General features: G+C 70.9%; 20 protein-coding genes. 11 read left to right on the top strand and 9 right to left on the bottom strand.

Features of this window, described 5'->3' with window-relative positions; all coding sequences use genetic code 11:
- The first annotated feature begins 114 nt into the window (after positions 1–114).
- Positions 115–765, top strand: coding sequence for a pirin family protein (locus ACIQNG_RS28320; RefSeq protein WP_401438313.1), 651 nt, complete (start codon positions 115–117; stop codon positions 763–765).
- A 71-nt stretch (positions 766–836) separates the two neighbouring features.
- On the top strand, positions 837–2,087 hold the full coding sequence (locus ACIQNG_RS28315) for a cytochrome P450 (protein ID WP_401488904.1): 1,251 nt from the start codon (positions 837–839) through the stop codon (positions 2,085–2,087).
- A gap of 63 nt (positions 2,088–2,150) precedes the next feature.
- On the opposite strand, the gene ACIQNG_RS28310 is transcribed toward ACIQNG_RS28315, so the two are convergent.
- The 4 genes from ACIQNG_RS28310 to ACIQNG_RS28295 form a co-directional block, all read right to left on the bottom strand.
- Positions 2,151–2,921, bottom strand: a complete 771-nt coding sequence (locus ACIQNG_RS28310; RefSeq protein ID WP_401488903.1) for an SDR family NAD(P)-dependent oxidoreductase — start codon at positions 2,919–2,921, stop codon at positions 2,151–2,153.
- Between the two features lie 21 nt (positions 2,922–2,942).
- The gene (locus ACIQNG_RS28305; protein WP_401488900.1) at positions 2,943–4,148 is read right to left on the bottom strand and encodes an acyl-CoA dehydrogenase family protein; all 1,206 of its coding nucleotides are present in this window, start codon (positions 4,146–4,148) and stop codon (positions 2,943–2,945) included.
- A gap of 302 nt (positions 4,149–4,450) precedes the next feature.
- A complete protein-coding gene (locus ACIQNG_RS28300; protein ID WP_401488898.1) occupies positions 4,451–5,470 on the bottom strand; it encodes an NAD-dependent epimerase/dehydratase family protein in 1,020 nt (339 codons plus the stop codon).
- A gap of 109 nt (positions 5,471–5,579) precedes the next feature.
- Entirely contained in the window at positions 5,580–6,710 is a 1,131-nt protein-coding gene (locus tag ACIQNG_RS28295; protein WP_401438083.1) for an aminotransferase class I/II-fold pyridoxal phosphate-dependent enzyme, read from the bottom strand.
- A gap of 694 nt (positions 6,711–7,404) precedes the next feature.
- Between ACIQNG_RS28295 and ACIQNG_RS28290 the strand changes: the two genes are divergently transcribed.
- Positions 7,405–7,950: a nuclear transport factor 2 family protein gene (locus ACIQNG_RS28290; protein WP_401438081.1), complete on the top strand. Its 546-nt coding sequence runs from the start codon at positions 7,405–7,407 to the stop codon at positions 7,948–7,950.
- A 48-nt stretch (positions 7,951–7,998) separates the two neighbouring features.
- Here the strand turns inward: ACIQNG_RS28290 and ACIQNG_RS28285 are convergent, their stop codons facing one another.
- The gene (locus ACIQNG_RS28285; protein ID WP_401488896.1) at positions 7,999–8,820 is read right to left on the bottom strand and encodes a serine hydrolase domain-containing protein; all 822 of its coding nucleotides are present in this window, start codon (positions 8,818–8,820) and stop codon (positions 7,999–8,001) included.
- Between the two features lie 134 nt (positions 8,821–8,954).
- Between ACIQNG_RS28285 and ACIQNG_RS28280 the strand changes: the two genes are divergently transcribed.
- Both ACIQNG_RS28280 and ACIQNG_RS28275 read left to right on the top strand, forming a co-directional pair.
- Positions 8,955–9,485: a MerR family transcriptional regulator gene (locus tag ACIQNG_RS28280; RefSeq protein ID WP_401488894.1), complete on the top strand. Its 531-nt coding sequence runs from the start codon at positions 8,955–8,957 to the stop codon at positions 9,483–9,485.
- Complete coding sequence (locus ACIQNG_RS28275) at positions 9,482–10,501, top strand: aldo/keto reductase (RefSeq protein ID WP_401488892.1); 1,020 nt, start codon at positions 9,482–9,484, stop codon at positions 10,499–10,501. The genes ACIQNG_RS28280 and ACIQNG_RS28275 overlap by 4 nt, the downstream gene beginning before the upstream one ends.
- A 6-nt stretch (positions 10,502–10,507) precedes the next feature.
- Here ACIQNG_RS28275 and ACIQNG_RS28270 read toward each other — a convergent pair whose 3' ends face one another.
- From ACIQNG_RS28270 to ACIQNG_RS28260, 3 genes are all read right to left on the bottom strand, one after another.
- The gene (locus ACIQNG_RS28270) at positions 10,508–11,371 is read right to left on the bottom strand and encodes a DUF4429 domain-containing protein (protein ID WP_401438311.1); all 864 of its coding nucleotides are present in this window, start codon (positions 11,369–11,371) and stop codon (positions 10,508–10,510) included.
- A 78-nt stretch (positions 11,372–11,449) separates the two neighbouring features.
- Positions 11,450–12,667 (bottom strand): alpha/beta hydrolase, encoded by a 1,218-nt coding sequence (locus ACIQNG_RS28265; RefSeq protein WP_401438069.1) that lies wholly within the window; start codon positions 12,665–12,667, stop codon positions 11,450–11,452.
- 126 nt (positions 12,668–12,793) lie between these two features.
- Entirely contained in the window at positions 12,794–13,477 is a 684-nt protein-coding gene (locus tag ACIQNG_RS28260) for a TetR/AcrR family transcriptional regulator (RefSeq protein ID WP_401488890.1), read from the bottom strand.
- 113 nt (positions 13,478–13,590) lie between these two features.
- Here ACIQNG_RS28260 and ACIQNG_RS28255 point away from each other — a divergent pair, with 113 nt between their 5' ends.
- Entirely contained in the window at positions 13,591–15,210 is a 1,620-nt protein-coding gene (locus ACIQNG_RS28255; RefSeq protein ID WP_401488887.1) for an MFS transporter, read from the top strand.
- Between the two features lie 443 nt (positions 15,211–15,653).
- Here ACIQNG_RS28255 and aceE read toward each other — a convergent pair whose 3' ends face one another.
- Positions 15,654–18,401 (bottom strand): pyruvate dehydrogenase (acetyl-transferring), homodimeric type, encoded by a 2,748-nt coding sequence (gene aceE, locus ACIQNG_RS28250; RefSeq protein WP_401488884.1) that lies wholly within the window; start codon positions 18,399–18,401, stop codon positions 15,654–15,656.
- Between the two features lie 476 nt (positions 18,402–18,877).
- On the opposite strand from aceE, the gene ACIQNG_RS28245 reads away from it, so the two are divergent.
- From ACIQNG_RS28245 to ACIQNG_RS28225, 5 genes are all read left to right on the top strand, one after another.
- Entirely contained in the window at positions 18,878–19,315 is a 438-nt protein-coding gene (locus tag ACIQNG_RS28245) for a DUF3052 domain-containing protein (protein WP_401438059.1), read from the top strand.
- Positions 19,316–19,540: 225 nt separating this feature from the next.
- Complete coding sequence (locus ACIQNG_RS28240; RefSeq protein WP_401438056.1) at positions 19,541–19,999, top strand: peroxiredoxin; 459 nt, start codon at positions 19,541–19,543, stop codon at positions 19,997–19,999.
- Between the two features lie 188 nt (positions 20,000–20,187).
- Positions 20,188–20,763, top strand: a complete 576-nt coding sequence (locus ACIQNG_RS28235; protein ID WP_401438053.1) for a TerD family protein — start codon at positions 20,188–20,190, stop codon at positions 20,761–20,763.
- Between the two features lie 128 nt (positions 20,764–20,891).
- Complete coding sequence (locus tag ACIQNG_RS28230) at positions 20,892–21,467, top strand: TerD family protein (protein ID WP_401438051.1); 576 nt, start codon at positions 20,892–20,894, stop codon at positions 21,465–21,467.
- A gap of 89 nt (positions 21,468–21,556) precedes the next feature.
- Positions 21,557–22,699, top strand: a complete 1,143-nt coding sequence (locus tag ACIQNG_RS28225; RefSeq protein ID WP_401488880.1) for a DUF475 domain-containing protein — start codon at positions 21,557–21,559, stop codon at positions 22,697–22,699.
- The last annotated feature ends 152 nt before the right edge of the window (positions 22,700–22,851 follow it).

Raw genomic sequence — 22,851 nt, 5'->3', positions numbered from 1 at the left:
CCCGCGCGCCGCCGGGTCCGCACGGGGCCGCCATGAGCCTTACGGGAGTTTTACGCGGGTCTGCGCGGGGCGAACCGCCGGGCGCGCACTACGGTGGTCGACGTGACGCACGTGATGGACGTACGGCGGGCCGCGGACCGCTATCCCGGCGGTGAACCGGAGGCCGGCATCGTGTCCCGGCACGCTCTCTCCTTCGGCCCGCACTACGACCCGGACAACCTCCGCTTCGGCGCGCTGATCGCCTGCAACGAGGAGCGGCTCGCGCCCGGCGCCGGTTTCGGCGAGCACCCGCACCGCCACACCGAGATCGTCACGTGGGTCGCCGAGGGCGAACTCACCCACCGCGACTCCACCGGCCACGAGACCGTCGTCCGCGCCGGGGACGTCCAGCGCCTCAGCGCCGCCTCGGGCGTACGGCACGTGGAACGCAACGCGGGGGACCGCCCCCTGACCTTCGTCCAGATGTGGCTCGCCCCGCTCGACCCCGGCGGCGACCCGTCGTACGAGATCGTCCGCGGCATCGCCGACGCCACCCCGTACGCGGTCCCCGAGGCGGGCGCCATGCTGCACGTGCGCCGGCTGGCCGCGGGCGAGCGCACCGCCATCCCCGACGCCGGGCATGTGTACGTCCATGTCGTCCACGGCGAGGCCCGGCTGACGGAGGTCACCCTCGGCCCCGGCGACTCGGCCCGGCTCACCGGTCCGCGCGGCGTGGAGACGGTCGGGGTGACACCGGCCGAGGTGCTGGTCTGGGAGATGACGTAGCACCGCGGGACCGCGCCCGGGACGCATGAACGACCGTGCCGTCCTGATGGGTCGTCCCGTTGTGTCAGGGTATGACGACCGATACCCACGAGGCCGTTGTCGGCACCGCCCTGGAGACCTGGTTCTTCTCCGAAGAGGGACTCACGGACCCGTACGCCTACGCCCGCGTGGCCCGCGCCCACGCCCGTGTCGCCCCTGTCCCCGCCTTCGGACTCCACCTGGTCACCGGGTTCACCGAGGCACTGGAGGCCCTGACCGACCCCACCTTCCGGGTGGCGCTCCCCGCCGACCACGACCGGGACATCCCCGGCTGGCGCGGCAGCCCCGCCCTGGCGGCGCTCAACGCCTCCGTGCTGATGGTCAATCCGCCCGAGCACACCCGGCTGCGCAAGGCCGCCGTACGGTTCTTCACCCCGCGCCGCACCGCCCTCCTGGAGAACATGGTCGAACGGATCGTCACCGGTGCCGTCGACCGGCTCGCCCGGGAACTCGCCGAGCACGGGGTCGCCGACTTCCAGCGGACCGTGGGCTTCGCCGTGCCCGCCGAGGTCATCGGCGCGCTGCTCGGCGTCGGCCCCGGTGACCTGCTCGACGTCTGCCATGACGTCGAGACCGTCACCAAGCTCACCGAACCGTTCAAGAACCCCGAGCTGATCGCGGCCGGCGACAGCGCCTACGCCGCCCTGACCGGCTGCTTCGAGGAGATCGTCCGGGCCCGCCGCGACCGGCCCCGCGACGACATCCCCTCCGCCCTGCTCACCTGCGACCTCTCCTCGCGCGAAGTGGTCGACAGCCTCGTCTTCCTGTTCTGCGCCGGCTACGAGACCACCTCCGGGCTGCTCGGCAACGGCATGCTGGCACTGCTCGACCACCCCGGGCAGTACCGGCGCCTCGCCGCCGACCCGGCCCTCGCCACGGACGCCGTGGAGGAGATGCTCCGCTACGACTCACCCGTGCAGTTCACCGTCCGGTACCCCACCACGGCCGTCCGGCTCGGCGACACGGATCTGGCCGAGGGCGCGACGGTGCTGGTCGCCGTCGGCGCCGCCAACCGCGACCCCGCCCAGTTCCCCGCCCCCGAGCGCTTCGACATCGGCCGGGGAGCCGCAGCCGTCCGCAATCTGTCCTTCGGCGGCGGCCCGCACAACTGCGTCGGCGCCCATCTGGCCCGGCTTGAGGCGCGGATCCTCTTCCAGACCCTGCCCGCCCGGCTGCCCGGCCTGCGCGCCACCGGCCGGCTGACCCGGCGGGCCGCGATCGACCTGCGCAACCTGCTCACCCTGGAGGTGACCGACACCGCCCCGGCGGGCGAGCCCGTCTAGCGGGTGAGCCGGTCCAGCGGGCGAGCCGTCTAGCGGGTGAGCCGGTCCAGCGGGCGAGCCCGTCTAGCGGGTGAAGTCGTCCGCCAGGCGCGGCAGCGTCAGCAGCCGGTGCGGCAGATGCCGCAGCAGCGGCGCGAGCACCTTGTACCGCACACCCGGCACACACACGACCGGCGGGCGGCGGCGGTGGATCACCGCGACCGCCCGCTCGGCCACGAAGGACGACGGCAGCGTCAGCCACTTCGGCGGCAGCGGGATCCCGGCCACCTCGTGCAGCCGCGAGGCCGTGTGCCCGAGGACCAGCGCCGTCAGCGCGACCGGCGAGGCCCGCACCCGGGACGCGTACGCCAGCGACTCGGTCAGCGCCAACTGGTACGCCTTCGTCGCCCCGTACGTCGTGCCCTGCCCCCACGCCGGGCCGAGCGCCGCCACCGACGACACGGTCAGGATGCGGCCCTGCCCCCGGTCGAGCATCGCGGGCAGGGCGGCGTGGATCAGCCGGGAGGGCACGGTGACATGCAGGGTGAGCAGCCGCCCCTCGTCCGGCCAGCCGGTGGCGTCGTACGCCTCGCGCGGCGCGGTACCGGCGTTGTTCACCACGATGTCCACCCCGCGCGCCGCGCCCGCCACCTCCTCCAGGGCGTCCGGCTCGCACAGGTCGGCGCGCAGCACCCGCACCTTGACGCCGTGCTGCCGGCGCAGCCGCGCGGCCAGCGCGTCGAGCAGACCGGCGCTGCGGGCCACGAGCACCAGATCGTGGCCGCGCGCCGCCAGGGCACGGGCCAGATCGGCGCCGATGCCGTAACTCGCGCCGGTGACCAGGGCGGTGGTCACAGGGACTCCTCCTTCACGCCGTCAGATCATCGGGGTCACGTTCTGTTCGAGCCCGGCGAGGACCTGGCCGAACGCCTCGTAGCCGACGGCCCCGGACACGCTGCCGTGCCGTGCGGCGAGCCCCGCGTCCCGCCAGATGCGTTGCAGCGCGCTGGACTCGGCGAAGCCGGCCGCGCCGTGGGCGGACATGAGGAGGTCCAGGGCGCGGGTGGTGTTCTCGGCGGCGTAGCCGGTGTCGGCGCGGACCCGGGCCCGCAGGAACGGGGCGAGGGGGCGGCCCTCGGCGCCCGCGCGGTCGACGTCCTCGGCGGCCCGCCGGGCGTGCAGATGGGCGGTGTCGATACGGAGCGCGGCCTCGGCGAGCTGGAGCTGGAAGGCGGTCGAGTCGGCCTGCCGGGTGTAACGGCTGTACGGGACCGACTTGGTGGCGGCCTGCTCCCGCACCAGCCCCAGCGCGGCCCGGCCCAGACCGAGCAGGGGAGCGGTGAGCACCAGACAGAGCACGGAGCCGACGTTGGAGCGGTACAGCGCGCTGTCGCCGTGCCCGGAGGCGTCGGCGGCGGCGCCCTCCAGCGCCCGGGACACCGACGCCATCCGGTGCGCGGGCACGAACACGTCCTGGGCGATCAGGCAGTTGCTGCCGCTGCCCCGCATGCCGGTGGTGAACCAGGTGTCCTCCAGGGCGAGCTGATCGCGCGGGACGAGGACCACGCCCTGGTCGACGCTCTCCCCGGCCGCGTCGGTGACGGGGGTGCCCAGCACGGCCCACCGGGCGTGCAGCGAGCCGGAGGCGTAGTACCAGCGGCCGGTGACCCGCCAGCCGCCGTCCGTCCTGCGGCTGCGCGAGGTCGGCGCGATCACCCCGCAGACCAGGGTGTCCGGGTCGCTCCCGAACACCTCCCGCTGGGCCTGTTCGGGGAAGAGCGCGACGATGTAGGCGCCGGCGTTGAACAGGGTGGACAGCCAGCCCGCCGACCCGTCCGCCTCGGCGACCGCCGAGCAGACCTCCAGCCAGGTGCCGAGCGGCGCCTCGTACCCGCCGTACCGCCGCGGGGTGCCCAGCCGGCACAGCCCGGCGCCGGTGAGGGCGGCCACGACCTCGTCCGGCACCCGCCGTTCGGCGTCGCTGCGGGACGCGCCGCCACGGATCAGCTCATGCAGCCCGACGGCCCGGCCGACCAGATCGGCACAGGCGGGCGGTTCGACGGTGAGAGTCTCGGCGATCATGCTCGGCTCCAGAGAAAGGACAGATCGACAGGCACGACCCCCCACCGCACGGCTGAAGCGCGCGCCGGACGTGGGTGCCGCGGGGCGGGCGGCCGGGACCGACCCACGGGCGCCGCCCCGCGCCCCGACCATGGCCTACGGCCCGCACGCCCCCGCCCCAGGAGACGGGCGCCGCCCACCCGCGGCGCCGCTCCGCGACCCGACCGCGACCCACGACCCGGCATCCGGGCCCCGCCCCACCCGTGCGGGATCGGCCCGTCCCGGGGTGGTGGCTCGTGGTGGTGGTCCGGGGTGGGCACGGGTCAGCCGCCCAGGTGCCGGGGTGCCGGGTGGCCGGGGGCTTCCGGGCCGCTTGCGGGGCCGACGCTCAGGGCGGTTCCCCGGTCGCCGCCGGTCGTCGGGTCGGTGAGGGTGATGCCCTGGCCGGTGGGCAGGTCGTCCAGGCGGAGGACCCGGTGGAGATGGTGGGTGCCGGGCGGGAGTTGGCCCGCGGCGCGGACCGCCGCGGCGGTGACCACCGCCGTGCCGTGGGAGTGGTTCTCGCCGTACGCCAGGCGCGCGGCCCCGCGTCGGCCGCGCGCGAGGACGGCCCAGTGCTCGCTGCCGCGCAGCCCGATGCGGCGGGGCAGCCGGGAGCCGCCGGGCAGGCGGGTCAGCGTGGCGAACAGAGCGGTGACCAGCCGGCTGCTCATCCCGAGGTACGTGCGTACCGGCGTCCCCAGGTCCCCGCTGAGGACATGCTGGTCGGACAGGTCGAGGCGGTACAGCCGCCGTCGGCCGTGACCGGGCACATGGAACACCTCGGGCCGGGTGAAGTTGCGGATCCGCTCGCCACCGGCGTGGAAGTCGGTGCCGAACAGCCCGTACAGCCAGTCCTTGGCCGCGTACCCGTACTGTTCCCCGGCCCCGAGCAGGATGCCGAGGTCCACCGGCCCCGGCTCGGCCTCGTGCACGGCGGCGGCCAGCAGATTGGTGAGCCCGGGGGCGAGTCCGACGCTGACCAGGACCGGGCGGGCGGTGTCGGCCCGCTCCAGCGCGGCGATGTAGGACGGGTTGGAGGTCAGGTCGAGGAACGCGGCCCCGTGCCGTCCCGCGATCTCGGCCAGCCGGGGATCCTCCGCGCCGGAGGTGTTGACGACGGTGTCGACCCCGCTGAGCGCGGCCCGGTACGACCACAGTCCGCGCTCCGCCAGATCCACCGTGCGCCCGGCGCGCGCGCCGTCCCGCCCGGCCACGATCACCCGGTCCCCGCCCCGCCGCAGCCGCTCGGTCACATGGCTGCCGATGACGCCGTATCCGCCCAGCACGAGCACCGTGCTCATGACTACCTCCGCCTCGCTCCGACAAATGCCCGGGATGCCGACCGGTTTCTCCCGGCTCCCCGGAATTTCCGCATCGCCCGGCCCGGTTCCCCCGGCCGCCCCGGATTCTTCACCTTCCCGGTCCGACCGTTTCGTCCAGTGCCCCGATCACCTTCTCCGCCTGGCTGAGGGAATCATCCAGAACGGCCGCCGCCAACTCCAGGTCGGACGCGTCGTGGTCGTACATCAGCTGCATGCGGAAACGGGCCGTTCCCCGGGCCACGGCGGGGAATTCCACCAGGGCGAGGACCAGTCCCCTGGATTCCGCGAGACGGCAGGCGAGCCGGCCCACCTCCTGGGTTCCGCATTCCACCGGCACGATGGGGGAACACGCCCCGTGCACCCGGCGCCCCCGCCCGGTCAACGCCGTCCGCAGCCGTTCCGACACTTTCCCGAGCTGCCGCCTTCTGCGTTCGCCCTCCGCCGATCTGATCACCCGCGCGCATTGCAGCGCGGCGGCGGCCTGGAGCGGGGAGAGGGCCGACGAGAAGAAATGCGAGCTGGTGAACATGCGCAGATATTGGGCGACATGACGCGACCGGGTGGCGACGAATCCGCCGTTGGTCGCGAAGCATTTGCTGAACGACCCCATGACGAGATCGAGCCGCCCCCGCATCCCCTGCATTCCCGCCTGCCCGGTCCCCCCGGGCCCGAGCGCCCCCAGATCATGGGCGACATCCACCAGGAGAGCCGCGTCGAACTCATGGCAGAGATCCTGGAGTTCCGCCAGCCTCGGGGAGTCGGCGTCCATGGAGAAAAGCCCCTCGGTGACCACCAGAATCGCGTTGTCGCCGTCATGGCGGCGGATTTCCACAAGGCGTTCCCGGACGGAACCGGGGTCCAGATGGAGTGCCGTGTTCACCTGCGTGGTGGCCGCGCGGGCGCCGGTGTAGAGACAGGAATGGGCGCGTTCGTCCAGCACCACATGGTCGCGCTGGCGGACCAGACCGGTGATGGCACCGAACCCCGCGGCCCAGCCGGTGGGGAAGAGCACGACGTGTTCCATGCCGGTGAGTTCGGACAGCACCGCTTCGAGTTGCTCCGACAGCGGCGTCGCGCCGGCCAGTATCGGGGAACTCCCGGCGTGCGGACCGAAGCGGTGCAGCGCCTCGTTCACGGCGTCACGGACCGAGGGGTCGCGGGACAGCCCGAGATAGTCCTGGGTGGAGAAGGAAATTCCTTCCCATTGGTCGCCGCGCATGTTCGACACCCGGATATGGGGACCAACATCGCCATGCACCACCCGCCGGAAAGGCAGTACGTCATGAGAGAGCCGGGGTTCCCAACCGTCCGCGCTGAAAGGCCCGGTACGCTCCAGCAGCCGGGGCCCTCTGGGGGAGATGAAACGAGCCGCGCCGGCCTGCAACACGGGAAGTGGCGGCATATCAGACAGTACGGGAACGTACATGACCTTTCCTCACATCAACCGCGCGGCTCACGGTCCGTTCCGAAGAGGCGGAACCTTTACTCACTCTCCGCGCTCACCCTAGGGGATCTTGAGAGGGTCGCCGCCCGTCCGAACAGGCGGCTGATCCCGTCGGCGCGTCCGCCGGAGTGCGCGCGGGTACGGGCTGCGGTGATGCAGAAGTGGATGACCCGGTTGCGTCGAAGGGGACCGGGTCCCCCGAAAGTCGTACGGTGGAAGGAGAGGGAGTCTCCCATCGAGTGAATCAGAGAAGGCCCGCACACACGGCGGCGACGGGGAATGGGGAAGAGAGCGAGGCGAACCAGGCGTTTGACCTCCCCCGGCACATCGGGTAAAGGGCCCGACTGGCTTGCGAATATGCCCTCGTGCGCGTGACAGGCGCCCGGGTGTGTCGTTGTCCTCGGGGGCGTCGGCAGCGGAGGAATGGTGCCCGGCGCCAAAGGCCGTCCATCCTCTTCGTGGAGTTGTGATGACACCGACCTCGGCCCTGGCCGACGATCTGCTCTATGACTACGTCAATGCCTCGGACCCCTTCAACCCCATCAGCGTCCGCTCCCTGTATTCCGAGGACGCCACCCAGGAATTCCCCTTCGCCCCACCGGGCTTCCCGGCCGTGCTGCGGGGCCGGTCACGGGTGGTGCGGGCGGCCGAGGAACTCGGCCGGTGCATCGACCACCTGGAGCTGTACGACGGACGGGTGCACCCCACCCTCGACCCCGAGATCTTCTTCGCCACCTACCGCTCCCGCGGCTCGGTGCTCGGCAAGCCCTACGGCAACCGCTATGTCGCCTACGTCCGGATGCACGAGGGACGGATCGCCGAGTTCCACGAGTACTTCAACCCCCTGGAGATCGTCACCGCGATGCCCGCCCGCGCCCGACTCGGCATGGCGCTCCAACTCGCCCTGCCCCGCCGGGCCGCCCACTGGCTGCAGAAACGAATGAGCCCACGCACCCGGGCACTGCTGCTCGGCTTCGCCGACCGGCTGCCCTCCGGACTCTCCACGGCCGACTGAGCGGCCGGGTCCGAGCGCCGGGCCCTCCCGGGCCCACGGGGCCGGGGATCAGCCCCGTACGTCGCTCAGCACCGCGTCCGTGAACGGCGGCCACGCCTCGATCGCCCAGGGCCCGAACACCCGGTCCGTCAGCGCGGCACAGGCCAGCCCGGCAGCCGGATCGATCCACAAGAACGTACCGGACTGCCCGAAATGACCGAACGTACGGGGCGAGGACAGCGCCCCCGTCCAGTGCGGGCTCTTCGCGTCCCGGATCTCGAAGCCCAGCCCCCAGTCGTTCGGGTTCTGCGCCCCGTACCCGGGAAGCACCCCCTTCGTCCCCGGGAACTGCACGGTCATCGCCTCCGCGACCGTCCGCGGGTCCAGCAGCCGGGGCGTCTGCACCTCCGCCGCGAACCGCAGCAGATCCTCGACCGTCGAGACCCCGTCCTTCGCGGGTGAGCCGTCGAGGACCGTGGACGTCATGCCGAGCGGCTCCAGCACGGCCTGGCGCACATACTCCGCGAACGGCATCTCCGCCGCCGCGGCCACATGCTCGCCGAGCTGCTCGAACCCGGCGTTGGAGTACAGCCGCCGCTCACCGGGCCGGGCGGTCACCCGGTGCTCGTCGAACGCGAGCCCCGAGGTGTGCGCCAGCAGATGCCGTACGGTCGCCCCGTCCGGCCCCGCCGGCTCGTCCAGCTCGACGGCCCCCTCCTCGTACGCCACGAGCACGGCGTACGCGGCGATCGGCTTGGTCACCGACGCCAGCGGGAAGGACCGGCCGACCGGCCCGCGCACCCCCAGGACCGTGCCGTCGGCCCGTACGACACCCGCCGCGGCGTGCGGGACCGGCCAGTTCTCGATCAGTGCGAGGCTCTTGAGCGACATGCGCCGAGCCTATGCGGCCCCTGATCCGGCCCCATGAAGGGGTCCGTGCCGGTGCCGGGGTCCGCGCCGCTTTTTGACCGCTCTGCTCGTCTGGAGTTGCTTGGAGTGCACTCCAAGGTCATAGCGTGGAAGCCATGACGGTGATGCACACCACAGCCGCCCCCCTGACGGACTGCACGACCGGCACCGCGCCGGGCCCGGTGGCGGACGCCGAGGCGGCCCCCGCCCCGGCCGACCTCTGTTCCGCCCCGCCGCCCCGCCACCCCCGCCCCGAGGGCCAGGACCGCTACACCATCAGCGAGGTCGTCGCCTTCACCGGACTGTCGGCGCACACCCTGCGCTGGTACGAGCGGATCGGTCTGATGTCCCACATCGACCGCTCCCACACCGGCCAGCGCCGCTACTCCAACCGCGACCTCGACTGGCTCGACCTGGTCGGCAAGCTGCGGCTGACCGGGATGCCGGTCGCCGACATGGTCCGGTACGCGGAACTGGTGCGGGCGGGCGAGGACACCTACGCCGACCGCTGCGCGCTGCTGGAGGCGACCCGCCGGGACGTCCTCGCCCGGATCACCGAGCTGCGGGACACCCTGGCGGTACTGGACCGGAAGATCAGTTTCTACGCGGACGAGAGCCGCGTCCACCGGGCGGAGAGCGCACGATGACCCAGAACGGCACCATCAGCACCGTACGGCTCGGCGCCACCGGCCCCGAGGTCGGTGTCCAGGGCCTCGGCTGCATGGGCATGAGCTTCGCCTACGGCCCCCCGGACGCCGAGGCGTCCCGGGCGACCCTGGAACGCGCCCTGGAACTGGGCGTCACCCTCTACGACACGGCGGACGCCTACGGCGAGGGCGACAACGAACGCTTCCTGTCGCCGTTCTTCAAGGCGCACCGCGACCGGGTCGTCATCGCGACCAAGTTCGCCCTGCACATCCCGCCGGACGACCCCACCCGCCGGGACATCCGCAACGACCCGCCCTACATCCGCCGGGCCGTCGAGGCCAGCCTCAAGCGCCTGGACGTGGACGTCATCGACCTCTACTACATGCACCGGCGCGATGTGAACGTACCGATCGAGGAATCGGTCGGCACGATGGCCGAACTGGTCCGCGAGGGCAAGGTCAAGCACCTGGGCCTGAGCGAGGTCACCGCCCCCGAACTGCGCGCCGCGCACGCCGTGCACCCGATCGCGGCCGTGCAGTCCGAGTGGTCCCTGTTCAGCCGCGACATCGAGGCCCATGTGGTCCCGGCCGCCCGGGAACTGGGCGTCGCCCTCGTCCCGTACTCGCCGCTCGGCCGGGGCTTCCTCACCGGCTCCTTCACCGACGCCGAGAAGGAACTCACCGCCGACGACTTCCGCCGCCGCCAGCCCCGCTTCACCGGCGACAACGCCACCGCCAACGCGGCGCTCCTCGACCCCGTCCGGACCATCGCCGAGACCCATGGCGCCACCCTCGGCCAGATCGCCCTCGCCTGGGTCCAGCGCCGGGCGGCGGCCGACGGCCTGACCGTCGTCCCCATCCCGGGCACCCGCACACCGCAGCGGGTGGAGGAGAACACGGCCGCCACCCGGATCGTCCTCACCCCGCAGGAGACGGCCCTCCTGGAACCGATCGCGCGGCGGGTCGCGGGCAGCCGCTACGCCGACATGACGTTCACGTCGGCGGGCCGGGAGTAGCGGGGGCTACAGCTCGGCCAGCAACTCGGCCTTCTTCACGGAGAACTCCTCGTCCGTCACCAGCCCGGCCTGGTGCAGCTCCCCGAGATGCCGGATCCGCTCGGCGACCTCCGCGGGATCCCGCCGGGCCGCCGGCACCGCGGCGACCGCGGCGCCGGCCGGCCCCGCCCTCCGCACCGCGTCCAGCACGGCCGCCGCGAACGGCAGCGACTCGTGCACGGGCCCGTACCCCAGGCCGAAGACGACGGCGGCCGGATCCTGGTCCGCCTGGGCGGGCTGATCCCCGCCGTCGCGCCGCACCAGCCGCAGATGCCCCTCGAACACCTCCGGCGAGCGCCACTCCACCTCGGCGATGTCGGCGATCCGGAAACTCTGGTCCCCGGCCTTCCACTTCGCGGACGAAGCGCCCGTCCAGAACCACCGGAACGCCACCGTCGACCCGTCGAACGACGCCTTCGCGTCGTACGCCTTGAAGGCCATCGGCACCCGTGGCGCCGCCACCAGATGCCGCTCGGCGGGACCGGACTCGGTCAGCAGGGACCGCAGTTCGTCGGCGTAGTACTCCGCGAGCGTCTCCCGCTCTGCGGGCAGGACGAGACGGTAAGGGTCGCTGCTCTCCTTGAGCTGACCCGCCGCCGCCTCCATCAACGGATCGGCGCCCGGCCGCGGCTCGGCCCGCAGCACCACCGTTCCGCGCCGGCCGGGGGAGAGGGTCACACCCTGGAGCGCCGCCAGCGGCACCCGCCGCTCGCCCAGCGCCTGGAACAGCCTGGGTGTGCGAATCCCCCGTTCGTAGCGGATGAGCACGGAGTCGGACTCGAACTCCCAGGCGGCATGAAATCCGGCCAGTACGTCACCCATGCGGCTCATCGTATGCGGCACGAGCTCCTCCGTCCCCTCCCCGCGCGCACCGCAATTCCTACGCCTCTACGCGCGTCCTGTGTGACTCTACGCGCGTCCGGTCGACGCGTCCTCGGACAATTCGGCCCGGCATGCCCCGCCGTCGTCGGCGCACTCCACCGATCCGTACGCGCCTACCCCGATCTCGGCGAAGTTGCGCAGACTCCCCGTGCCGGGTTCGAAATACCCGGCGTGTCCCCGCGCCCCGCCCGCCGACAGCACCCGCGCGCCGAACGCCCGGGAGACCGGGTCGGCGCCGTGGCCGAGCCCGCCGAACTCCAGGTGGGGCACGTCCTGGACCCAGTCGTCGGCGTCCCGCATCGCCCACACCCGGGCAGCGGTCCGCAGCCGGGACGCCGTCGCCGCCCGCATGCCCGGACTGCCCGCCACCGCGATGTCGGCCACCCGCTCCGGCAGCGACCGCGCCGCCACCCCGCACAGCACCGAGCCGTAGCTGTGGCAGAACAGCGAGACCGGGGCCGTGCCGGGCAGCGCCCGCACCAGCGCGTCCAGCCGGACCGCGCCCTGCGCCGCGCGGGTCCCCGTGGCGGCGTCCACCCCGATGCCGCTCGGCGTGGTGTAGTCGGCCCAGGCGATCACCGCCGTACGCGTACCGGGGCGGGCGGCGCGCTCGGCCCGGTACAGCGACTCGGCCATGCCCGCGGGCGCCGTGTACTTGCGGTGGGTGCGCTGGAAGGTCATCAGATCGCTGTCGACGCCGGGGACCACGACGGAGATCCGCTCGGCCCGGTCCAGGCTGCCGAAGACCTCGGCCAGCCGCCCGGAGCCCTCGGGGTCGAAGGCGAGGATGTGGCGTCCCGGGGTCATCAGCGCGTCGAGGCGGTTCATCCGGCGCCCCGCCTCGTGCTGTCCGTCCGGGCTGATCCGGTCGTCGCGCATCCGTTGCCGCTCGGTGTCCCTGGCCTGGCTCAGGGCGATGCGGTTGGCCTGGTAGCGCAGGGTGACCGGGGCGCCGTTCATATTGCCGACCGCCAGCGGGTAGCGGTGGGCGAGCAGCGTGCGCTGGGCGTCGCCGAGCGAGGCGAAGAACGCGGCGAGCCGGGCGGGCGCGGACCGCGGGTCGGGCAGCCGGTGACCGCCGAGCCGGCCGCCCTCCCACGCGGCGAGCGAGGACTGGAGCGGGGTGTGCTCGCGCTGACTGCGCAGGGCGGTCCAGCCGGTGGTCGCCAGCATCACGAAGACCACGGCCAGGGCGAGCAGCGCGCGCCACGCGTTGAGCGTCGGGGAGGTGTCGAAGGAAGTCACTGGGAGGACACACTAGGAGAACGGCACGGTCTCACGGCAACCGAGTGACCGGACTCACGTTTCAACCACCCGCACGTGGGTCAGAGATCCGCAGGGAACACCCGCGGGGAACCCGCCGGACGGCGCTCAGGGACACGCCGGACCTCCCCGCGTGTCGCGCCAGTTCCCCGTCAGCGCGGGTCCCACCTGATCGAGGTACTCGACGGTGATCGCGCGCATCGACTCCACGCTGTGGTCCTCGCCCGCGCTCCACAGTCGCTCGGTGACCCGCATCACCCCGCCGAACACCGCCACCACCACCCGGGGCCGCGGGTCCGCGTCCACGTCCAGCCCCTCGCGCTCGGCGATCAGCCGCGCGAACCGCTCCTCCGTCTGCGCCGACCGCCGCAGATGCGCCGCCAGCAGCACCGGCGTCGACTCGATCACCCGGTACATCCCCAGATACTGCTCCACCGGCACGACACACTCGATCGTCTCGTGCACGGTCTCCCAGCCCTCCAGCACCGCCCGGCGCATCGCCTCCAGCGGCGGTTCCTGCGGCGGGCGGGCGCGGACCGCCTCGTAGAAGTGCTCCATCGCCATCTCCTGCACGCCGAGCGCGACGTGCTCCTTGCCGGAGTAGTAGCGGAAGAAGGTGCGCTGGGAGACCCCGACGGCCTCGACGATGGCGTCGACCGTGGTGCTGTCGTACCCCCGCTCGATGAAGAGGGTGTACGCGGCGCGCAGCAGGGCGGCACGCGTGCGCTGCTTCTTCAACTCGCGCAAGCCCGGTCGCGCCGGGGTCGTACCCGTGCGGTCCAGCGTCTCCATGAAGCCCTCCAAGGCGCCGTTCTCGCAGTTCGAGCCCGGTGTGAGTGACGTGACAGCTACCGACTTGTGAATTTGTTTGTCAACTGTCAGTGGCTGTCACTAGCCTCGCTCGCATGACTAGTCAGACCACCATCGACAAGACCGGTCCGGAGGACAAGACACCGTCCCCCGGACCGTCTTCGGCGCCGGCCAAGGGGCTGCGTGGCCATCCTTGGTTCACCCTCATAACCGTCGCCGTCGGGGTCATGATGGTGGCCCTGGACGGCACCATCGTGGCCATCGCCAACCCGGCCATCGCCAAGGACCTCGGGGCGACCTTCGCCCAGGTCCAGTGGATCACCAACTCCTACTTCCTGGCCCTCGCCGTCGCCCTGATCACCGCCGGCAAGCTCGGTGACCGCTTCGGCCACCGCCAGACCTTCCTCATCGGCGTGGTCGGCTTCGCCGCCGCGTCGGGCGCCATCGGGCTGTCGGACAGCATCGCGATGGTCATCGTCTTCCGGGTGTTCCAGGGGCTGTTCGGCGCGCTGCTGATGCCGGCCGCGCTCGGTCTGCTGCGGGCCACCTTCCCGGCCGAGAAGCTCAACATGGCTATCGGCATCTGGGGCATGGTCATCGGCGCCTCCACCGCCGGCGGCCCGATCCTCGGCGGCGTCCTCGTCGAGCACGTCAACTGGCAGTCCGTGTTCTTCATCAACGTCCCGGTCGGCATCCTCGCTGTCGCCCTCGGCGCGGTGATCCTGCTGGACCACCGGGCGAAGAACGCCCCGCGCTCCTTCGACCTGCTCGGCATCGGCCTGCTGTCGGGCGCGATGTTCTGCCTGGTCTGGGCGCTGATCAAGGCCCCCGAGTGGGGCTGGGGCGCGGGTCTGACCTGGCTGTTCATCGGCATCTCGATCGTGGGCTTCGCCCTGTTCGCGCTCTGGGAGACCAAGGTCCGCGAGCCGCTGATCCCGCTGGCGCTGTTCCGCTCGGTGCCGCTGTCGGCCGGTGTGGTCCTGATGGTCCTCATGGCGATCGCGTTCATGGGCGGCCTGTTCTTCGTGACGTTCTACCTCCAGAACGTCCACGGCATGAGCCCCATCGACGCGGGCCTGCACCTCCTCCCGCTCACCGGCATGATGATCGTCGGCTCGCCGCTCGCGGGCTTCATGATCACCAAGGTGGGGCCGCGGATCCCGCTCGCGGGCGGCATGGTCCTCACCGCGCTCGCCATGTACGGCATGTCCACCCTGGAGACCGACACCGGCAGCGCGGTCATGTCCGTCTGGTTCGCCCTGCTCGGCCTCGGCCTCGCGCCGGTCATGGTCGGCGCCACGGAGGTCATCGTCGGCAACGCGCCGATGGAGCTGTCCGGGGTCGCGGGCGGGCTCCAGCAGGCCGCGATGCAGATCGGCGGCAGCCTGGGCACGGCCGTGCTGGGTGCGGTGATGGCCTCCAAGGTCGACAGCGACCTGGCCGGGAACTGGGCCGACGCCGGGCTTCCACCCCTCAGCCACGCCCAGCAGGAACAGGCGTCCGAGGCGGTCCAGGTCGGCGTCGCGCCCATCGCGCCCGGCACACCGGCGGAGGTCGCCACGCAGATCACCGACGTGGCGCACGACACCTTCATCTCCGGCATGAGCCTCGCGTCGCTCGTGGCAGCGGGAGTAGCCGCCGCGGCGGTCTTCGTAGCCTTCCTGACCAAGCGAGGCACCAACGCGAGCGCAGGCGCGGGGGCGGCACACATCTGAAACACGGAACGGCTGAGCCGCGGGTCCCGAGGCCCCCCCAGGGGCGCGGGGAACTGCGCGACCGGCCACGACGCACCCGCGCCGTACCGCGGGTCCGGGTCGGAGCAGGGCGAACCCGATGGGCTACGCCAGCCCGACCCCCCAGGGGCGGGGGGAACTGCGCGACCGGCCACAGGGCGGGGGCAAGCAGGGCGAACCCTGACGGGCTACGGCAGCCCGGCCCCCCAGGGGCGCGGGGAACTGCGCGACCGGCCACGACGCACCCGCGCCGTACCGCGGGTCCGGGTCGGAGCAGGGCGAACCCTGACGGGCTACGCCAGCCCGACCCACCCAGGGGCGCGGGGAACTGCGCGACCAGCCACGACGCACCCGCGCCGTACCGACAACCGCACCACCCCCCACCCCCCCAACCCCCCCAACCCCCCCGCCCCCTCCGGGACGGACTAGGCGTCGCCGCCCGCCGGGCCCGGATCCGCCGCCGTCACATCCAGAAGCCGGTAGCGGTCCAGGGCCTGCTTGGGAGCGGAGCGGTCCACCGTCCCGTCGGCGGCCAGTTCGGTCAGCACCGCCAGGACGACCGAGTGCGCGTCGATGTGGAAGAAGCGACGGGCCGCGCCCCGGGTGTCGGCGAAGCCGAAACCGTCGGCGCCCAGCGACTGGTAGCGCCCCGGCACCCACCGCGCGATCTGGTCCGGCACCGAGCGCATCCAGTCGGACACCGCCACGAACGGCCCCTCGGCGCCGCTCAGCTTGCGGGTCACGTACGGCACCCGCTGCTCCTCCTCCGGCCGCAGCAGATTGTGCTCCTCACAGGCCACCGCCTCGCGCCGCAGCTCGTTCCACGAGGTCGCCGACCAGACGTCGGCCCGTACGTCCCACTCCTCGGCGAGGATCCGCTGGGCCTCCAGCGCCCACGGCACCGCCACGCCCGAGGCCATGATCTGCGCCGGGACCGAACCGGCCGTGGCCGCGCCGACCTTGTGGACGCCCTTGAGGATGCCCTCGACGTCCACGTCCTCCGGCTCGGCCGGGTGCTGGATGGGCTCGTTGTAGACGGTGAGGTAGTAGAAGACGTCCTCGCCGTGCGGATGCTCCGCGCCGCCGCCGTACATCCGCCGCAGCCCGTCCTGCACGATGTGCGCGATCTCGTACCCGTACGCCGGGTCGTACGCCACACAGCCCGGGTTGGTCGAGGCGAGCAGCTGGGAGTGGCCGTCGGCGTGCTGAAGCCCCTCACCGGTCAGGGTCGTACGTCCGGCGGTCGCGCCCAGTACAAAACCCCGCGCGAGCTGATCGGCCATCTGCCAGAACTGATCGCCGGTGCGCTGGAAACCGAACATCGAGTAGAAGACGTAGACCGGGATCAACGGTTCGCCGTGGGTCGCGTACGACGAGCCCGCGGCGATCAGCGAGGCCGTGCAGCCGGCCTCCGAGATGCCGTCGTGCAGCATCTGCCCGGTCGGCGACTCCTTGTAGGCGAGCAGCAGATCCCGGTCCACGGACTCGTACTGCTGGCCGAGCGGGTTGTAGATCTTTGCACTCGGGAAGAACGAGTCCATGCCGAAGGTGCGGTACTCGTCCGGCGCGATCAGCACGAACCGCTTGCCGATCTCCTTGTCCCGCATGAGATCCTTCAGCAGCCGTACGAACGCCATGGTGGTGGCGATCTGCTGGTGCCCCGACCCCTTCTTCACGGTCGCGTACGTCTTGTCCTCGGGCAGCGCCAGCGGCTTCGACCGGACGACACGGGTGGGGACGTAGCCGCCGAGCGCCTTGCGGCGGTCGTGCATGTACTGGATCTCCTCCGAGTCCCGCCCCGGGTGGTAGTACGGCGGCAGCCCGCTCTCCAGCTCACGGTCCGAGATCGGCAGATGGAGCCGGTCACGGAAGCCCTTGAGGTCGGCGACCGTGAGCTTCTTCATCTGGTGGGTGGCGTTGCGGCCCTCGAAGTTCGGGCCGAGCGTCCAGCCCTTGACCGTCTTCGCCAGGATCACCGTCGGCTGGCCCTTGTGCTCCTTGGCCGCCGCGAACGCCGCGAAGATCTTGCGGTGGTCGTGGCCGCCGCGCCCCAGATGCAGGATCTGGTCGTCGCTCATCTCCTCGACCATCGCCCGCAGCCGGTGGTCGTCCCCGAAGAAGTGGTCCCGGATGTAGGCGCCGGTCTCGGTCGCGTACGTCTGGAACTGCCCGTCCGGGGTGGTGTTCATCCGGTTGACCAGCACCCCGTCCCGGTCCCTGGCCAGCAGCGGGTCCCAGGAGCGGTCCCAGACCAGCTTGATCACATTCCAGCCGGCGCCCCGGAACACCGACTCCAGTTCCTGGATGACCTTGCCGTTGCCCCGCACCGGGCCGTCGAGCCGCTGGAGATTGCAGTTGACGACGAAGGTCAGGTTGTCCAGGCCCTCACGCGCGGCGATGGTCAGCTGACCCAGCGACTCCGGCTCGTCCATCTCGCCGTCGCCGAGGAAGGCCCACACGTGGGACTTCGATGTGTCCGCGATCTCGCGCGCGTGGAGATAGCGGTTCATCCGCGCCTGGTAGATCGCGCCGATCGGGCCGAGCCCCATCGACACCGTCGGGAACTCCCAGAAGTCCGGCATCAGCCGCGGGTGCGGATACGAGGACAGACCGTACGGCGCCTTCGACTTCTCCTGGCGGAAGCCGTCCAGGTGCTGCTCGGTGAGGCGGTCCAGGAGGAACGCGCGGGCGTAGATGCCGGGCGAGGCATGGCCCTGGAAGAAGACCTGGTCCCCGCCGTCGCCCTCGTCCTTGCCCCGGAAGAAGTGGTTGAAGCCCACGTCGTAGAGGGAGGCGGAGGACGCGAAGGTGGCGATGTGGCCGCCGACCCCGATCCCGGGGCGCTGGGCCCGCGACACCATCACGGCCGCGTTCCAGCGCGTCGCGTTCAGGACCCGGCGCTCGATCTCCTCATTGCCCGGGAAGAACGGCTCGTCCTTGGTGGCGATCGTGTTGACGTAGTCCGTGCTGCGCATCTCCGGCACGGCCACCCGCTTCTCGCGAGCCCGCTCGATCAGCCGGAGCATGAGATAGCGGGCCCGTTCACGGCCCCGCGCGTCGATGGCGGCGTCCAGGGAGTCCAGCCACTCCTGGGTTTCCTCGGGATCAAAGTCAGGCACCTGACTCGGAAGGCCGCCAATGATGATCGGGTTGCGATCGGATCCGGAAGCCACGCTGTTCCTTACCTGTCGGAGTTACCTGCACCTGTCGGATTCGCCTGTTGCGGGGCTGTTCCGCCCGGTGTCTGCGCCGTTCCCCATCGTGTACCTCGGGGCGGCAAACGTCATCTCTACCGAGAGGTAACCCGCCGTCACGCACAGCTGACCGGTCCGTCGGGCACGATCCGGGCACGATCCGGGCAAGATCCGGGCGGCTTCCCGGCAGGGGGGTCGGTACGGAAAACTCATTCGAGTCTCGTACCCTCAGAGGGTTCCCAAACACACAAACAGGGCAGAACGGTGTGGTGTGCGTCACCTTCCTCCGGGGGGTGGTGCCTGGAGTTGCGGGGACACGGCCGGGATCGTCACCGTTTCGGCGGTCTGAAACGCCGGGTACTTGCGCGATCCGTCCCGTCCGTGTGGACTACGGCCAACGCTTCGCGCACGCGCGAGGCTGAGACATACCCGAAGACATGATCAGGAGGCAACCCGTGAGCGCGACCGCGGACCACGCGGAGGAAAGGACGAACCCTGCCATCAGGCTGGGGTTCCAGCCCGAGCAGGTGGTCCAGGAGATCGGCTACGACGACGACGTCGACCAGGAGCTCCGCGAGGCCATCCAGGAAACGATCGGCAGCGAGCTCGTCGACGAGGACTATGACGACGTGGCCGACGCCGTGGTGCTGTGGTTCCGCGACGACGACGGTGACCTGACCGATGCGCTGGTGGACGCCACCACGTACATCGAGGAGGGCGGCGCCATCCTGCTGCTGACGCCGAAGACCGGGCGGGACGGATACGTCGAGCCGAGCGACATCTCGGAAGCCGCGACGACCGCCGGTCTGACCGCCGCCAAGAGCGTCAGTGTCGGCAAGGACTGGAGCGGGAGCCGGCTGGCGACACCGAAGGCGGCGAAGACGAAGCGGTGACATCACGACGGGGCGGGCCCGGCGTCGACCCGGCCCGCCCCGTCCTCCCCCTGTGACGGCCCCGTCCTTGTGACGCCCGTGTCGTCATCGTGTCGCCCCCCGCGTGTCACCCTGTCGTGGCCCCGCCGTCGTCCCCGCGTGGGGCGGATGTCATCCGGCTGCGTAGGGTGGGAGTCGTTCGAACAGGCTCACCGCGGGGCCGGCGGCCCCGACGAAGGGACGACGATGGCGATCCAGGTCGGCGACAAGGCCCCCGACTTCGAGCTCAAGGACAACCACGGCGCGACCGTGAAGCTGTCCGACTTCCAGGGCGAGAAGAACGTGGTCCTGCTCTTCTACCCCTTCGCCTTCACCGGCGTGTGCACCGGCGAGCTGTGCGAGGTCCGCGACAACCTGCCGAGGTTCGCCGACCGCGACACCCAGGTGCTCGCCGTCTCCAACGACTCCATCCACACCCTGCGCGTCTTCGCCGAGCAGGAGGGCCTGGAATATCCGCTGCTCAGCGACTTCTGGCCGCACGGCGAGGTCTCGCGCGCGTACGACGTCTTCGACGCGGACAAGGGCTGCGCGGTGCGCGGCACCTTCGTGATCGACAAGGAGGGCGTCGTGCGCTGGACCGTGGTCAACGGGCTCCCCGACGCCCGCGACCTCGACGCGTACGTGACGGCGCTCGACGCGCTGTGACCGTCCGGCGTCTCTGATCCCCCCGTCCCTGATCGCGTCCGCGACCTGCCGCGCCGACCACCTCGGCATCCATGATTGCTTCGGTCCAGGGCCTGCGGGGTACGGGAACCGCTCACTAGGATCGACTCGTTTGATCCGTTACCGATGCACGACGGGGCTTCCCGCCCCCGGACACTATGGAGGGACTCGTGGGAGTCAGCCTCAGCAAGGGCGGCAACGTATCGCTGACCAAGGAGGCCCCGGGTCTGACCGCGGTCATCGTCGGTCTGGGGTGGGACGTGCGCACCACGACCGGCACGGACTTCGACCTCGACGCGAGCGCGCTGCTGCTGAACAACACCGGCAAGGTCGCCAACGACCAGCACTTCATCTTCTTCAACAACCTGAAGAGTCCGGACGGCTCGGTCGAGCACACCGGTGACAACCTCACCGGTGAGGGCGAGGGCGACGACGAGCAGATCAAGGTCAACCTCGCGGGCGTCCCGGCCGAGGTCGAGAAGATCACTTTCCCGGTCTCGATCTACGACGCCGAGAACCGCCAGCAGTCCTTCGGCCAGGTGCGCAACGCGTTCATCCGCGTCGTCAACCAGGCCGGCGGCGCCGAGATCGCCCGCTACGACCTCAGTGAGGACGCCTCGACCGAGACCGCGATGGTCTTCGGTGAGCTGTACCGGCACGGCGAGGAGTGGAAGTTCCGCGCCATCGGCCAGGGCTACGCCTCGGGCCTGCGCGGGATCGCGCAGGACTTCGGTGTGAACGTCTGATAGACGTCACTGAGCGACGTCAGCGATCGACGTCACGACAGCTGACCCGTCCGGCGCCGCACGGTTCGTGTGCGGCGCCGGACGCGCAGGACAACAGAAAAAAGCACCACCAGGGGAGGAACAGCATCATGGGCGTCACGCTCGCCAAGGGAGGCAATGTCTCCCTGTCCAAGGCCGCACCGAATCTCACCCACGTGGTGATCGGACTCGGCTGGGACGCGCGTTCCACCACCGGAGCCCCCTTCGACCTCGACGCCAGCGCGCTGGTGTGCAGCAACGGGCGGGTGCTGGGCGACGAGTGGTTCATCTTCTACAACCAGCTCACCAGCCCCGACGGCTCGGTCGAGCACACGGGCGACAACCTCACCGGTGAGGGCGACGGCGACGACGAGTCCCTGGTGATCGATCTGGCCAAGGTCCCGGCGCACGCGGACAAGATCGTGTTCCCGGTCTCGATCCATATGGCCGATGAGCGGGGCCAGACCTTCGGCCAGGTCAGCAATGCCTTCATCCGGGTCGTCAACCAGGCCGACGGCCAGGAACTCGCCCGCTACGACCTGAGTGAGGACGCCTCCACCGAAACGGCCATGATCTTCGGCGAGGTCTACCGCTACCAGGGCGAATGGAAGTTCCGCGCGGTCGGACAGGGGTACGCGTCCGGGTTGCGCGGAATCGCTCTAGACTTCGGGGTCAACGTTTCATAGATCAACTTTCGCAATACCGGGGACGGAGTGGTGGAGGTCCGCATACCTCGCACCCCCCGTGAAGCCCGTACATAGGGATTGGGTAGCCAGTGGTTCTGAAAACCTTCGGCTGGTCGTTCGCGGTCACCGCGGCCGGTCTTGTCGCGGCGATCTTCTACGGGGGGTGGGCCGCGTTCGGGATCGTGGCGATCCTCTGCGTCCTTGAGATCTCGCTTTCCTTCGACAACGCGGTGGTCAACGCCGGAATCCTGAAGAAGATGAATGCCTTCTGGCAGCGCATCTTCCTCACCATCGGCATTCTGATCGCCGTATTCGGTATGCGACTCGTCTTCCCCGTGGTGATCGTCGCGGTCAGCGCGCAACTCGGGCCGATCGAGGCCGTCGACCTCGCGCTCACCGACAAGGACCGCTATCAGGAACTCGTCACCGACGCGCACCCGGCGATCGCCGCCTTCGGTGGCATGTTCCTTTTGATGATCTTCCTGGACTTCGTTTTCGAGGACCGGGAGATCAAATGGCTGACCTGGATCGAGCGCCCGCTGGCCAAGCTCGGCAAGGTCGACATGCTCTCCGTCTGTGTCGCCCTGATCATTCTGCTGATCACCGCAATGACCTTCGCGACCCAAGCCCATCTCCACGCGGGCCCGCAGAACAAGGCGGAGACGGTACTGCTCTCCGGGGTCGCGGGTTTGATCACCTATATGATCGTCGGCGGTCTCTCCGGCTATTTCGAGGACAAGCTGGAGGAACAGGAGGAGCACGAGCACGAACAGGAGGAGGAGGCCAAGCGGGCCGGGAAGCCGGTCATCCTGCTGGCCGGCCGGGCGGCGTTCTTCATGTTCCTCTACCTGGAGGTCCTGGACGCGTCCTTCTCCTTCGACGGTGTGATCGGCGCGTTCGCCATCACCAACGACATCGTGCTCATGGCGCTCGGCCTGGGTGTCGGCGCGATGTACGTCCGGTCGATCACCGTGTATCTGGTCCGTCAGGGCACCCTGGACGACTACGTCTACCTGGAGCACGGCGCGCACTACGCGATCGGCGCGCTCGCCGTCATCCTGCTGATCACCATCCAGTACGAGATCAGCGAGTGGATCACCGGATCGCTCGGTGTCATCCTGATCGCCGCGTCCTTCCTCTGGTCGGTCCGGCGCAACCGGAGGCTGGCGGAGGCCGGGGGCGACGGAGGCTCCGGCTCGGACGAGAAGGCGCAGGTCTCCTCGGGCGTGTGACCTGCTCGGGCGGCTGTGACGCCGTCGGGCGCGAAACGTCCCCGGGCGGCCGGTCTCTTCCGGTGTGACGGGGCCGTGGGTGTGACAGGCCCGCGGGTGAGGAACGCTCTCTGTGCGGGGCGGTGTCGAGGCGGACGTCTCAATGCCGCCCC

Source organism: Streptomyces sp. NPDC091377, assembly GCF_044757045.1.
Lineage (GTDB): Bacteria > Actinomycetota > Actinomycetes > Streptomycetales > Streptomycetaceae > Streptomyces.
This window is presented reverse-complemented; position numbering and strand designations above follow the sequence as displayed.